This window comes from Nocardioides sp., assembly GCF_016462705.1.
In the GTDB taxonomy this organism is placed as follows: Bacteria; Actinomycetota; Actinomycetes; order Propionibacteriales; family Nocardioidaceae; genus Nocardioides.
Genome location: NZ_JAEMSS010000121.1, coordinates 1 through 13,427, shown reverse-complemented (window position 1 = coordinate 13,427; position 13,427 = coordinate 1). Strand labels below are relative to the sequence as shown.

Genomic DNA, 13,427 nt, shown 5'->3' with positions numbered 1-13,427 from the left:
GTTGCGCACCGCGGCCGCGGCCTCGGCGGGGGACCAGCCGTCGTCGACCAGCCGGCGCATGGTCGCGACGGCTGCGAGCGCCGCCTCGTCGTAGACCCGGTAGCCGGACGCGTTGCGGTGCGGGACGACGACGGCGTACCGCCGCTCCCAGGCCCGCAGGGAGGCCTCGGGGACGCCGGTCAGCCGGGCGGCCTGCTTGATCGTGTACATGGCTTGTACAGACTAGGGGTAAACAAACCTTGTGCAAACCTTCGACATGAGGCAGTCTGGGGGCGCGAGCAGACGACGAGCAGCACGAGGGACGGTCGACATGGAACTCACCACACACGCACCAGTCGTCAGCGGCGCGCGGTCGTTGCGGTCGGTCGGGTCCGGGTCCCGCCAGGCAGCCGCCTGGAACCTCTGGGACCGCCACAGCGGGTCCGCCTACTCCCTCGCGTGCGCGCTGCTCGGCAGCCATGCCGCGGCGGCCGATGCGGTAGCGCTCGCCATGGCCGACCTGGCCCGCTCGGGCGAGGAGTCCGACGACCAGGCCCGCCGGGTGCTCGCCCGCTCGATCTACTGCCACGGTGCGGTGCCCGCCGCCGCGGTCTCGGACACGGAGCGGCTGCCCCGCCCGATGGTGTGGCTGAGCCGGCTCGCCCGGCTCCAGCGCGCGAGCCTCGCCCTGTGCGTGTACGGCGGGCTCACCCACCGTGAGGCCGCGGAGCTGCTCGACGTGGCCCCCGCCACCGTGGCCGACCTGCTGACCGCGGGGCTCAAGGAGCTGGGGGTCCTGGCCGCGGCGGACGCAGCGACCTGTGCGTGACGAGACGGTGACCGCACTCGACGCCGCCACGACCACCCGGCTGCGCCGGGCCAACCTGGCCGCCGCCGCGCTGCACGCGGTCCAGGCGGTCGCGGTGGTCGCCCTGGCCAGCGACTTCGCGCTGCCGGTGACGGCGCAGTATCTCGCCGGCCCGCCCGGGACGACCCCCGAGGACCAGGTGGTCCTCTTCGACATCCCGACCGGCCTCGCCGTGGCGGGGTTCCTGGCGCTCTCCGCCCTCGCGCACCTCCTCGTCGCCACCGCGTGGTGGCGCCGGTACGTCGACGACCTGGGCCGGCAGCGCAACCCCGCGCGGTGGGTGGAGTACTCGCTCTCCTCGTCGCTGATGATCGTGCTGATCGCCCAGCTCGTGGGCATCGCCGACATCGCGGCCCTGGTCGCGCTCTTCGGCGTGAACGCCTCGATGATCCTCTTCGGGTGGCTGCAGGAGCACTACGAGCGACCGGGCGGCGGGGGCTGGCTGCCCTTCGTCTTCGGGTGCGTGGCCGGCGCGGTCCCGTGGCTGGCGATCACGGTCTACCTGGTCTCGCCCGGGTCGACGTCGGGGGAGTCGGCCCCCGGCTTCGTCTACGGGATCTTCGTGTCGCTGTTCGTCTTCTTCAACATCTTCGCCCTCAACCAGTGGCTGCAGTACCGCGCCGTCGGTCGCTGGCGGGACTACCTGTTCGGCGAGCGGGTCTACATCGTGCTGAGCCTCACCGCGAAGTCCGTCCTCGCCTGGCAGGTGTTCGGCGGCACGCTGGCGTCCTGAGCGGACGTCGACCTCGTTGCCTCCGACCCGTCACTCGGGGTCGCGCCTCACATGGCGACCCGGGTGCCATGGCTGAGCCACCAGCGGGCGCCACCTCGGACCTCGGGGCGGAGGGACCGGGGACCCGCGAGCGAGCGCAGGCAGGCATGGCCGGCCATGCCTGCCGCGTAGAGCGGAGGGCCGATCGGCCCGGTCGCCAGTGCCTCGCGGATGAGTGGCTCGGGGACGTGGTCGCCAGCCGCGCCGGCCAGGACGAAGCCTCGGTCCCGCTCGTCGGGTGATCCGTCGGTGATCCAGCGCTGGGCGATGGCGGAGTGGTCCCCGTGGAGGGTGCCCGCGAGGCGTCGCGCGGCCCGGCCGCGCACCACGGGGTCGGGGTGGGTCTCGGCGATGTCGGCGACGTGCTCGCCGATGGGCTTGCGGAGCCGCGGGAGAGCGCCCAGCAGCATGTAGGAGGTGACCGCCCGGCTCTCGTGGGGGCCCATGGCGATGTCGAAGAGCAGTCGCGCGAGGACCGGCTGGTCCGGGAGCCCGAGGGAGTCGGTGACCGAGTGTGCCCTGACCTGGCAGTCCGACCAGTGCCGGTTCAACCGGGTCCGGGACCAGTCGGGCATGTCCGCCGCGGGCGCGAGCGGCCGCCGTGGCCGTCGGGCGGACCGTTCCGTCAGGGGGCGGGGCACCAGTCGCAGCAGGTGGGAGAGCCAGTGGTGCTGGACAGAGCCGGCGGGGTGCCGGTCCGCCGCGTCGACCAGGCTGTCGACCAGACCGGCCCAGAAGTCGGGGCGCCCCGAGACCTCGGCCATGTTCTCCAGTGCCAGGGCGCCGCCGACCACGAGGGGCTCGCGGGTCTGGTCGAGGAGCTCGAGGCACCAGCTGATCGCGTCGTTCGTGGGCGCCTCGCCGACGGCGCTCATCAGGTCGTAGAGGACCTGCACGTGCGGGTCGCTCACGACCTCCTGCGCGACCTCCAGGACCAGGTGTCCGTAGGCACTGCAGCGCACCAGGGCCAGGGCTTCGTAGCGGGTCGGGTAGGCGTGGGCGACCGACCGCGCCAGCTCGCTGGTCAAGGTCCGGACCAGCTCGCCGGCCAGCTGCTCGGGCAGGCCGATGGCGCCAGGCTGAGCGAGGGCGCGAGCCCACGTGAGCCAGTGCCCTCCGGTCGCGCCGGGCTGGGACACCCGGTCCGTGAGCCTGGACATGTCGCGCACCGACGTCACCGGAGGGCCCGGATCCCGCTCCGAGGGGGCGTAGGCGAAACCGCGGCAGATCACGTCGATCGGTGCCCGCAGGGCGCCGGTCGGCAGCCCGAGCGCGCGCTCGTAGCCGTCGACCAGCCGACCCTCGCGCAGCCGGCCCGTCTCGAGACGGTGGAGTCGCGTGGTGTTGGAGCCCGCCCGGGAGGCGACCTCGTCCAAGGTCAGGGGGCCGGCGTCGGAGGTGACGAGCCGTGCCATCCGCAGCACCCACCCCACTCGGACGGCGACATCGATGCGGGGACCGTTGAGCGGTGTCTCGTCGTCGAGCGCACTCAGGTTGCCTGTCCGGCCCATGCCACCTCCCCGCCGACGCGATCGTACGCACCCATTTCCAGATCGAGGTGGATCTGGAAATTGTGAGGGGCGATCGCCGGATCTCCCGATCATGGACGCAGCCGAAGGACAGGGTCGACGGATGCGCCGTTCGAACGCGTCGTCGGGCGCGCTCGTTTCGGGGATGAAGCAGCCGACTCGCCGCGCCGGAGGCCATGGGCTCACCCCGCCGGCCGGCACGCTCGTTCGTGCAGCCGCCTCCGTGACGACCCATGACCCCCAACGGGGAGGCGCGGCGAGGAGGCTGCGCGGTGGTCCTACCCCGAGTGCGCCGGGGACAGGTCGCCGAGCCGCACCTCCCGGCCCAGTCTCCTCTCCAGCTCGGCGACCTGGGCGAGGAACAGCTCGCCGGCGGCGAGCGCGTCGGTGAGCGCGTGGTGGGCGGTGTAGCGGGGCAGGCCGTAGGCCCGCCTGGCGGCGTCCAGGCGCAGCACGCCGTCGACCTCCCGGTCGTGGTCGGGCAGGAGGCGCTGCTGCAGGGCCAGCGTGTCCACGGCGGTCACCGTCGGGCGGGCGCCGTACGCCGCCAGGCTGGCCTCGGCGAGGAACCCCAGCTCGAGCGGGGCGTGGTGGGCGAGCAGCACCCGGCCGCGCAGGGCGGCCAGCAGGCGGGGGAGCACCTCCGACAGGGGAGCCGCCTCGGCGAGCTGGTCGTCGGTGAGCCGGTGGAACGTCGCGGAGGGTCCGACGTCCACCTCGCCGGGCGGCCGGATCGTGATCTCACAGGCCTCCGCCAGCACGACCTCCCGGCCGACCACCGGCACCCACCCGACCGACAGCAGGTGGTCGGTGCGCGGGTCGAGCCCGGTCGTCTCCACGTCGAGGGCGAGGAAGGCCACCGCGGCCACCGGGGTGTGGTCGCCGGCGGGTGGTGCGGCGGCCAGCTCCCGCAGCGGCCCGGGCGGGTAGTGCTCGGGCTCGCGACGACGGGGCCGGCGGAAGCGCAGCCGTGCCCTCACTCGAACCCCGGCGGAAGGTGGCGGGACAGGTGCTGCTGGGCGGACCGGACGATCTCGAAGGCGTCCTTGAGGTGGCGGCGCTGTCGCTCGGTGAGGTCCGCGGGCGCGACGTGGTTGTCCGGTGGGTGCCCCAGGCGCGCCTGGGTCGCCTGGTGGTGCAGGCGCAGGTAGGACATCAGCTCCAGGGCGTCGAGGAGGTCGGCGGCCGTCCCCGGGTCGATGATCCGGGCCTCGGCGGCAGCATCGAGGCGGGCCCTCGTGGACAGCGCCGGGGAACCGGCCCGCAGCGCGTGGACCCGGGCGAGCTGGACGACCGCGGAGATCGGGCGCTTGATGTCGAGGGTGTCCCGGTGGTCGCCGTGCCGCTCCAGCACCAGCCCACGGAAGAACCCGAGGGGCGGCCGCATCGACAGGGCCTGGCGGGACAGGTGGCCGAGCAGCAGGGACGAGGCGGTCGAGACCGAGTAGCCGTGCACCTGCTCGGCCAGCCGCCGGTCGCCGGCGAGGTGCCGCAGGTCGTGGAAGATCGCCGAGTGCAGGACCGCGTCGGGGTCCGGCTCGTGCGACCACCGGTCGAACTGCCGCCGCCAGTCCTCGACGGTGAGCCGCCACCGGGGGTTGGTGGCCATCACGCCCCCTTGGCAGCGCGGCCAGCCCGCGTCCTCCAGCGCCGTGGTGACCCGCTCGGCCAGCTCGGCGAACCACGCCTCGCCGGCGCCGTCCACCGCCGCTCCCAGCACGAGAGCGTGGTCCTGGTCGGCCGAGAGCCCCTCCTCCTCGCGGGCGGCGGAGCCGAGCACGACCCAGCTGTACGCCGCCGGCGGCGGGCCGAGGTCGGCCTCGACCAGCGTGACGACCCGGCGTCGTACGGCGTCGCCGAGCGCGGTCGCGACCCGCGCGACGTCCGCGGCCGAGACGTCCCTCTCGAGCAGCTGCCCGAGCGCCGCCGGGATGCTGCGTGCCTCCTCGACGACCCCCGCCAGCGTCGACCGGCCCCCGATCTCGGCGGCCAGGTAGACCGGGTTGGCGTTCTCGAGGCGGACCAGGTCGGTCGTGGTGACCAGTCCGAGCGGACGGCCGGCGTCGTCGACGACGGGCAGGTGGTGGATGTCCCGGCTGACCATCTCCAGCAGCGCCTCGAAGGCCAGCGCGTCCGCGGTCAGCGTGACCGGGTCGGCCGTCATGATCTCGCGCACCGGCCGGTCCCGGTCGAGGCCGGCCGCGAGCACCCGGTTGCGCAGGTCGCGGTCGGTCACGATGCCGCGAAGGTCGTCCCCCTCGACCACGAGGATGCTGGAGACCCCGGCCTCGGACATCGCGGACGCGGCGTCCCCGACGGTGGCGGTGAGCGCGGCGGTGACGGGTGCCCGGGTGACCAGGTCGCCGACCCGGGTGCTCAACGCCGTGCTCCCGGTCGTGGCCCGCTGCAGGTTGTGGATCGCCCGGGAGAGCCGGGCGTGGTGGGTGGCGGCGTAGAACGTCGCGAAGTCGGGGTGCGCCTGGCACAGCTCGTCGAACGCGCCGGGCTCGAGCACCAGCAGCAGAGTGTCCTCGACAGCGGTGCACCGGTAGCGCGTGGGCCGGTGCTCCAGCAGCGAGCTCATCCCGAACGCGCCCCCCGTGCCGGCCCGGTCCACCAGGTCCCCGGTCTCGTCGCGCACCTCCACCGTGCCCGAGCGGACGAGGTAGAGGCCGTCGCCGTGGTCGCCGGCGTCGAGCACCACGGTGCCGCGGCGGGCGTAGCGCAGCGTGCACCGGCGCGGCAGCCGGGCCAGCACCGCGCCGGGGAGCGCGTCGAACGGGGCGTGCCGGGCCAGGAAGTCGCGGACCTCGGCGAGCTCGACCTCCATGGCGATCATGGTGGCACCGATCGGTCGACCTAGGATCGACACCGCTCCCCGGTCCTCCCGAGCGATAGGCGATGCATGACCCTCGCACCAGCCGAACTGCTGCCGTGGCACGGCCGGCACCTCGCCGTACGCCGCGCAGGGACCGGACCGTCGGTCGTCCTGATCCACGGCATGGCCGGGTCGCTCGAGACCTGGGACCCGGTGTTCGACGACCTGGCCCGCACCTGCGACGTGATCGCCGTCGACCTGCCGGGTCACGGGTCGTCCGCCCGGATGCGCGGCGACTACTCCCTCGGCTCGCTGGCCTCGTCGGTCCGCGACGTCCTCGACGAGCTTGACGTCCGGACCGCCACCATCGTGGGGCACTCCCTCGGCGGCGGGATCGCCATGCAGTTCATGTACCAGTTCCCCGAGCGCTGCGAGCGCCTGGTCCTCGTGGGCAGCGGAGGTCTCGGGCGTGAGGTCACGCCGATGCTGCGGGCGCTGTCGGTGCCCGGCGCCGGCCTGGCGCTCGCCGGTGTCACCAGGATCCAGCACCAGCGGCACGTCGCCGCGGCCGGACGGTTCGTCCGCCCGCTGGCCGGCCTGGTCTGGAACGACCTGCCCTACATGGTCCGGCAGATGGCCACCCTCGACGACCCCGAGACCCGGCGGTCCTTCCTGGCCACGATCAACGCGGTCATCGAGCCCGGCGGGCAGGGGATCAACGCCACCGAGCGGCTCCACCTCGCCGACGGACTGCCCACCCTGATCGTGTGGGGCGAGAAGGACAAGATGATCCCGAGCAGCCACGGCCACGCCGCCGCCGAGCTCATCCCCGACTGCCGGTTCGAGATCGTCCCCGGCGCCGGTCACTACCCGCACGAGGACGACCCGGCGCTGTTCGCGCGGCTCGTCGCCGACTTCATCGCCACCACGCGGCCGCGGACCTGACGGCGGTCGTCCCGTGGGCCTGGACCGGACCCTGCTGTTCAAGCTGGCCACGAGCCAGGCCTGGGAGCGAGCGGTCCGCGCCCTGCCACCCACCGAGGCGCTCGCGCGGCGGGCAGCCGCGACCTACCTGGCGGGTGACTCGGCCCAGGACGCCCTGGCCGTCGCCGACCGGCTCCACACCCAGGGCGTGTCAGCGTCGATCGACCGGTTCGGCGAGCTCGAGGTCGACCCCCGGCAGATCGACGCCGTCGTGGGGGAGTACCGACGGCTCGCGAACGCGGTCGCCGGCCACACGTGGCTCTCCGTCGACCTGACCCATCTCGGTCTGGACCTCGACCCGGCCGCCTGTGCGGATCGGCTGGCCGAGATCGCGACTGCGCTCCGGCCCGGCCAGCGCCTCCAGGTGGGCGCCGAGGACGCGGCACGCACCGACGCGGTGCTCCACTGCGTCACCTCGGTCGCCGTCTCGCACGCACCCCGTCTCGGCGCCACGATCCAGGCCAACCTCCTCCGGTCGGGCGACGACGTCGCCAGGCTCGTCGACGCCGGGCTCCACGTCCGCCTCGTGAAGGGGGCGTACGTCGAGAGCCGGCACGTCGCGCACCCCTACGGCCCGGCCACCGACGTGGCGTTCCTGCGGCTGGCGCACGACCTGGCCCGGCGAGCCGCTGACTTCTCGATCGCCTCCCACGACGACGTCATGTGTGAGGCGGTCCTCGAGGCGCTGGGCCCCGTGCCGATGGAGCAGCTCCTGGGCGTTCGGCCCGAGCGGCTGTCACGGTTCGTCGCGCGTGGCGTGCCCGTGCGGGTCTACGTCCCCTACGGGCCGAGCTGGTTCCGCTACTGGATGCGCCGCTGGGCCGAGTCCCGCGGCGCCGGCTGACCAGCTCGGCCCGGGGCGTGGTCAGCCGACGGACTCCAGCTCCGCCTCGCGGTCCGGCAGGCGGGTGGCCGGCGCCGCGGGCGCGTGGCCCTCGGGGCCCAGCCGGGGGAGGACCCGGTCGAGCCAGCCCGGCAGCCACCAGTTGCGGTGGCCGAGCAGGCTCATCGTGGCCGGCACCAGGACCATCCGGACGATGGTGGCGTCGAGCAGGATCGCCACGCCCATGCCGAACCCGAGCATCCGGATCAGTGCGTCCATCTCGGTGACGAACCCGAGGAACACCATCACCATGATCGCGGCAGCCGCGGTGATCACCCGGCTGGTCGAGGCCAGCCCGCGGGCGACGCTGCCGTGCGGGTCACCGGTCAGGTCGTAGTCCTCCTTGACCCGTGAGAGCAGGAACACCTCGTAGTCCATGGAGAGCCCGAACAGCACGGTGAACATCAGGATCGGGAGCCACGAGGAGATCGGCCGGGCGTGGTCGATCCCGAGCAGCTCCAGGCCCCAGCCCCACTGGAACACGGCGGTGAGCACGCCGTACGCCGCGCCGACGCTGAGCAGGTTCATGACCGCGGCCTTCAGCGGCACCGCGACCGAGCGGAACATCATGGTCAGCAGCACCACCGAGATCAGCACCACGAACCCGATCACCAGCCAGAGCCGGACGGCCAGCAGGTCGGCGATGTCGGCGAACAGCGCCAGGTTGCCGGTCACCTCGACCCCGTCGGGCAGCTCGGCCCGCAGGTCGCTGACGAGCTCGGCGCTGCGCGGGTCGTTGTCGGCGTACGCCGACTCCGCGCTCACCACGGCGATCGCACCGTCGTCCGACACGACCGGCGGCGCCACGGTGGCGACGTCGTCGCGACCTTCGAGCGTCCGGGTCACGTCGGCGACGCCCTGCTGGCCGGCCCGGGCGAGGTCGACGACGACCTGCAGCGGGGCGTTGGCGCCGGCCCCGATCTCGGAGGAGACCAGGTCGAAGGCCCGGCGGGTGGTGGTGTCGCCGATGCCGTCGCCGCCCGACTGCGGCCAGGTGCGCATGTCGAGCACCGGCGCCGCCAGCACCAGCATGAGGGTCGCGCCGGCGATCAGCCACGGGACGGGACGGCCGGCGATCCGGCGGGCCCAGCGCTCGGCCCGCAGCCCCGCAGGGCGCGAGGTGCGGCCGCGGCGGACGGCACGCGGGGTGAGCCGCTTGCGGAGCAGGGAGCCGAGTGCGGGCACCAGCACCAGCGCGGTGAACATGACCGCCACCACGGCGACCGCGGTGGTGAAGCCGAAGGCCTCCAGGGTCGGGACGCCGGAGAGCTTCAGGCCCAGCAGGGAGACCAGCACGGTGGTGCCGGCCAGCACGACCGAGCGGCCGGCCGTGGTCGCGGCGTGCGCGGCCGCGTCGACGAACCCCTCGCCGGAGCGCAGGTGCTCGAGGATCCGGGTCAGCATCAGCAGCGCGTAGTCGATGCCCACGCCGAGGCCGACCATCGCGGCGACGGTGGGGGCGGTGGGGCTGACGTCCATCAGGCCGCAGAGCACCGTGACGCCGGTCAGGCCCAGGCCGAGGCCGAGCACCGCGACGACCACAGGTAGGCCCGCGGCGACGACCGACCGGAACATCAGCAGCAGGATGAGCAGCGCCGCGACGATGCCGATCATCTCGCCGCGGCCCTCCATCGGGGCGGCGGCGGTGCCGGGCAGCTCGCCGCCCAGCTCGACCTGCAGGCCGGCGTCGCGGTAGGGCGCCACGGCGTCCTCGAGCGGGTCGAGCTTGCCCATCAGGTCGCGATGGGTGACGGGGACGTCGTAGGCCACGGTGACGAGCGCCGTGTCGCCGTCCGCGGACATCCGCGGCGGCGCGACGCTCAGGACGTGGTCGAGCCCGGCGAGGTCCTCGCCCAGGTCGGTCAGGGTGCCCTGGTCGAGGGCGGCGTCGTCGTGGACGACGACCTGGGCGCTGGCGTTCCCGGCGGCCGGCAGGTGCTCGCGCAGCTGCTCGATGCCCTGCTGCGCGCGAGCGTTGTCGACGTCCCAGTTCTCCTGGGCGGGGCCGCCGACGGTGGCGGCCAGCCCGATCACCGCGGTCAGCACGACCGCCCAGAGGGCGAGCGCGCGCCACGGGTGGCCGGCGGAGAAGCGGCCGAGGCGGTCGAGGGTGCGGTTCATGGTCGTGCTCCTTGGTGCGTATCGGTGTCAGGTCGGTCTGTGCGAGGACCGTCCCGCGCGTCGCTTGCGGAGCACTTGGACCGGACTTGCGGCTGCCGCCGGCCACGACCGCGGACGGCTTAAGTCAGCTGCAACCGCAGGTGAAGCGGCTCGGCCCAGCCTGGGTCCACCACCACACCGAGAGGACCGACTGCGATGACCGAGACCCAGCACCCCACCGCCACGGCAGCCACGACAGCCACGACCGCCCAGGACGCCTGGCCCACCCAGATCCGGCTGCCCGGACAGACCGCCGCCCACCCGGGCCCGGTCGACATGCGGATGATGTACGTGATGCACCACGCGTTCCGGCGCGACCTGGCGGTGCTGGCCGCGGCCGCGGCGGTGACGCCGGCGCCCGACCGCCGTGCCTGGGTCGCCCTGGCCGACCGGTGGGCGCTGTTCGCCGAGGCGCTGCACCACCACCACGGCGGGGAGGACCGCGGCCTGTGGCCCCGGCTGCTCGAGGTCGCCACGGTCGAGGAGACCGAGGTGCTGGAGGCGATGGAGGCCGAGCACGAGGGGATCGACCCGATGCTCGCCGCCTGCGGCGCCGGGTTCGACCGGCTCCGCGAGCACGCGGACGAGGACGCGCGGGCCACGCTCGCCGTCCGCCTGGCCGCAGCACGCGCCGAGCTCGGCGAGCACCTCAAGCACGAGGAGACCGAGGCGATCGCGATCATCCAGCGGCACCTGACCGACGCGGAGTGGCGGGCGATCGAGGAGGAGCACTTCAAGGCGAAGCTCCCGCTCCGCACCCTGCTCTCGCTGGTGCCGTGGGTGGTCGAGGGCGTCCCGGCGGCCCTGCGCGACGACTTCTTCGCCGAGCCCGGCGGCCGGACTCACCAGGTGATGTGGGTGCTCACCCGCGGCCGGTTCCGGCGGCACCAGCGCCGGGCGCTCGCCCACCTGACCGGGCCGGTGGAGGTGCGCTGACCGGACGCCGTACGGCGGCGCCGGCCGGGTCAGAAGCCGTAGCGCTGCCGCTGCTCCTGCAGCCAGCGTGCCGCGAGGGGGACGCCCCACTCCGCGCACTGCGCCTCGGCCCGGTCGGCGTGCCGCGTCGCGAGCTCGGTCTCGCCGGCCGCCCACGCGGCCAGGGCGAGGAACGCCGTGACGGGGCCGATGCACAGGCCGGAGCCGGCCACGCAGGTGTGGTGCGCGAAGGGCGCGAGCCGCTCGTAGGCGCGCGCCGCCAGGGCGCGGTCGCCCAGCCCGGCGGCCGCCTCGGCGGCGGAACCCCAGTTGAGCATCGAGAACCAGTTGTCGGCCGACAGGTCGATCGGACCCTGCTCCGCCACGACGGCGCGGGCCCGGTCGACCCGGCCGATCCGGCAGTACATGGCGGCCTGCAGAGCCGTGGTGGGCAGCGGCCCCTCGGCGGTGACCGTGAGCAGGTCGGCGAGCTCGTCGACCCGGTTCTCCCACAGCAGCAGCGAGCCGACCGCGCCCGTCACGCCGTCCTCGGCCTGGGGGAGGCGCATCGTCGCCGTCATCTCGACGACGCGGTCGAGGGCGTCCTTCAGCTCGGTGAGCCGGCCCTCCATGCCGAGCCAGGGGATCTGCATCGTCTCCAGCACGAGCAGGGCGTAGGGCAGGTGCAGGCGGCGGGCCTCGGGGAAGGCGAGCGCCAGCACCTCCCGCTGCCTGGCTCGCTCGCCGAGCTCGCCCAGCGCGACCGCGAGCAGGGTCAGGCACACGACGTAGGACCGTTCGCGGCCGAGCTCGCGGGCCAGCCGCACCCCCTCCTCCGCCACCTCGACCCGCCGCTGCGTCGTGACCGGGCGCCAGGCGCCCACCACCCACACCTCGCAGGCCTCGAGCAGCAGCTCGGCGTCGCCGAGCCGGCGGGCCATCTCCAGACCCGCGTCGGCCAGCGCCTCGCGCTCCTCGGCGGTGACCACGTAGTAGAGCTCGGTCGACATCGCGAGCAGGACGCGCGAGCGCAGCGTGGAGTCCTCCTCGGGCAGCCGCGCCAGCGCCCGGCGCAGCGCGTCGACGATGACGACGTGCTGGTCGCCGTGCCGCGGCGACTGCCACAGGGCGCCCCGGGTGAGGCCGGTGCCGGCGCGCGCGAGCAGCTCGACGTCCCCGACCTCGTCGGCGACGCCGATCGCGGCCTCGACGACCTCGACGAGGCTCAGCCGGTCGCCCGTCCAGCGGTAGACCTCGGCGAGCTCCATCAGCAGCTCGTAGCGGTCCTCGGGGCCGGCGTCGGCGTCCAGCGCGACCGCGTCCAGCGCGGCGGTGAGCAGCTCCACCGCGGCGTCCGAGGCGTGCCGGCGGCGGGCCACGGCGGCGGCGGCCGCGGCGGCGCGCCAGGCGCGGGCGACGTACACCGGGCCGGCGGCCCGCCAGTGCTGCGCGACCTCGCTCTCGCGGCCGGGGCGGGACTCGAGCACCTCGGCCGCCCGGGCGTGCGCCCGCGCCGTCCGGGCCGAGCTGGTCGCCGCGGTCACGGTGTCCCGCACCAGGGCGTGCGCGAAGGTGAAGCCGTCGGCCCCCGCCTCGCGCACCAGCCCCGCGTCGATCCCGGGGTCGAGCCGGTCGAGCACGTCGTCCTCGTGCAGCTCGGCGACCGCGGCGAGGTCGGCGAGGGAGAACCGCCGGCCCAGCACCGCCGCCCAGCGCAGCAAGGCGCGGGTGTCGTCGGGCAGCCTCGCCAGCCGTCGGGAGAGCACGTCGGTGACCGCGGTCGGGGGGTCGGCGCCCTCGAGCAGGGCGGTGAGGTCGCCGCCGTCGCGGGCGAGCCGCGCGTACTCGACGAGGAAGAACGGGTTGCCGTCGGTGCGGTCGGCCAGCCGCTGCGACTGGTCGTCGTCCGGCACGACGCTGGCGACCGCGCCGACCACCGCGGCCACGTCGGTGGCACCGAGGCCGGTCAGCTCCAGCCGGTCCACGTGGCGGCGGGCCAGGGACTCCGCGACGTCGGCGAGCGCGCCGGTCGGCTCCGGGTGGGCGCGCCAGGTCGAGACGACGAGCAGCCGCCCCGTGGTGACGGTGTCGACGAGCATCCGCAGCACCCGGAGGCTGGCGACGTCGGCCCAGTGCAGGTCCTCGAGCACGAGCAGCACCGGCTCGGCCGCGGCGGCGTCGGCGACCCGGCGGGTCAGCCCCTCGCGGACCCGGAACTCCGCGCCCTCGTCCTCCTCACCACCCTCCTCGAGCTCCTCGCCGAGCTGCTCGAGCACCTGCTGCCACGGCCAGAGCGCGGGCGCGCCGTCGTCCTGGGAGCAGCGGCCGACCAGCACCCGGCCCCCGCGCCCCACCACGTGGCCGGCGAGCTCCGCGGCGAGTCGGGACTTGCCGATGCCCGGCTCCCCGGTGAGCGCGGCGAAGGCCGGGACGCCGGACTCCGCGCGGGCCCACGCCTCGAGGAGGGTCGCCAGCTGGCGGTCCCGGCCGACGAGCGGCCAGGGCGGGAGGGTCACGGC

General features: G+C 74.6%; 11 protein-coding genes. 5 read left to right on the top strand and 6 right to left on the bottom strand.

The features are described from left to right. Window positions 1-210, bottom strand: a 210-nt coding sequence (locus JHD21_RS15030) for a MerR family transcriptional regulator (RefSeq protein ID WP_292676848.1), incomplete at its 3' end; no start/stop codon positions are given. A 100-nt stretch (window positions 211-310) separates the two neighbouring features. Between JHD21_RS15030 and JHD21_RS15025 the strand changes: the two genes are divergently transcribed. Next, window positions 311-808: a sigma-70 region 4 domain-containing protein gene (locus JHD21_RS15025; protein WP_292676846.1), complete on the top strand. Its 498-nt coding sequence runs from the start codon at window positions 311-313 to the stop codon at window positions 806-808. After that, entirely contained in the window at window positions 801-1,580 is a 780-nt protein-coding gene (gene heR, locus JHD21_RS15020; RefSeq protein ID WP_292676843.1) for a heliorhodopsin HeR, read from the top strand. The genes JHD21_RS15025 and heR overlap by 8 nt, the downstream gene beginning before the upstream one ends. A gap of 47 nt (window positions 1,581-1,627) precedes the next feature. Here heR and JHD21_RS15015 read toward each other — a convergent pair whose 3' ends face one another. The 3 genes from JHD21_RS15015 to JHD21_RS15005 form a co-directional block, all read right to left on the bottom strand. Beyond that, window positions 1,628-3,034, bottom strand: a complete 1,407-nt coding sequence (locus JHD21_RS15015; RefSeq protein ID WP_292676841.1) for a hypothetical protein — start codon at window positions 3,032-3,034, stop codon at window positions 1,628-1,630. 392 nt (window positions 3,035-3,426) lie between these two features. Beyond that, window positions 3,427-4,128 carry an exonuclease domain-containing protein gene (locus tag JHD21_RS15010; protein ID WP_292676839.1) on the bottom strand — a complete coding sequence of 234 codons (702 nt, stop codon included), beginning with the start codon at window positions 4,126-4,128 and terminating at the stop codon, window positions 3,427-3,429. Further along, window positions 4,125-5,978, bottom strand: a complete 1,854-nt coding sequence (locus tag JHD21_RS15005) for a DUF294 nucleotidyltransferase-like domain-containing protein (protein ID WP_292676837.1) — start codon at window positions 5,976-5,978, stop codon at window positions 4,125-4,127. Before JHD21_RS15005 ends, JHD21_RS15010 begins: the two co-directional genes overlap by 4 nt. Before the next feature lie 75 nt (window positions 5,979-6,053). Between JHD21_RS15005 and JHD21_RS15000 the strand changes: the two genes are divergently transcribed. Beyond that, a complete protein-coding gene (locus JHD21_RS15000) occupies window positions 6,054-6,911 on the top strand; it encodes an alpha/beta fold hydrolase (protein WP_292676835.1) in 858 nt (285 codons plus the stop codon). Window positions 6,912-6,924: 13 nt separating this feature from the next. After that, on the top strand, window positions 6,925-7,794 hold the full coding sequence (locus JHD21_RS14995) for a proline dehydrogenase family protein (RefSeq protein ID WP_292676833.1): 870 nt from the start codon (window positions 6,925-6,927) through the stop codon (window positions 7,792-7,794). Window positions 7,795-7,815: 21 nt separating this feature from the next. Here the strand turns inward: JHD21_RS14995 and JHD21_RS14990 are convergent, their stop codons facing one another. Further along, on the bottom strand, window positions 7,816-9,954 hold the full coding sequence (locus JHD21_RS14990; protein WP_292676831.1) for an MMPL family transporter: 2,139 nt from the start codon (window positions 9,952-9,954) through the stop codon (window positions 7,816-7,818). Window positions 9,955-10,149: 195 nt separating this feature from the next. Between JHD21_RS14990 and JHD21_RS14985 the strand changes: the two genes are divergently transcribed. Next, window positions 10,150-10,929 (top strand): hemerythrin domain-containing protein, encoded by a 780-nt coding sequence (locus JHD21_RS14985; protein WP_292676829.1) that lies wholly within the window; start codon window positions 10,150-10,152, stop codon window positions 10,927-10,929. Between the two features lie 29 nt (window positions 10,930-10,958). Here JHD21_RS14985 and JHD21_RS14980 read toward each other — a convergent pair. Further along, on the bottom strand, window positions 10,959-13,427 hold a 2,469-nt coding region (locus tag JHD21_RS14980), incomplete at its 5' end, for an AAA family ATPase (protein ID WP_292676827.1).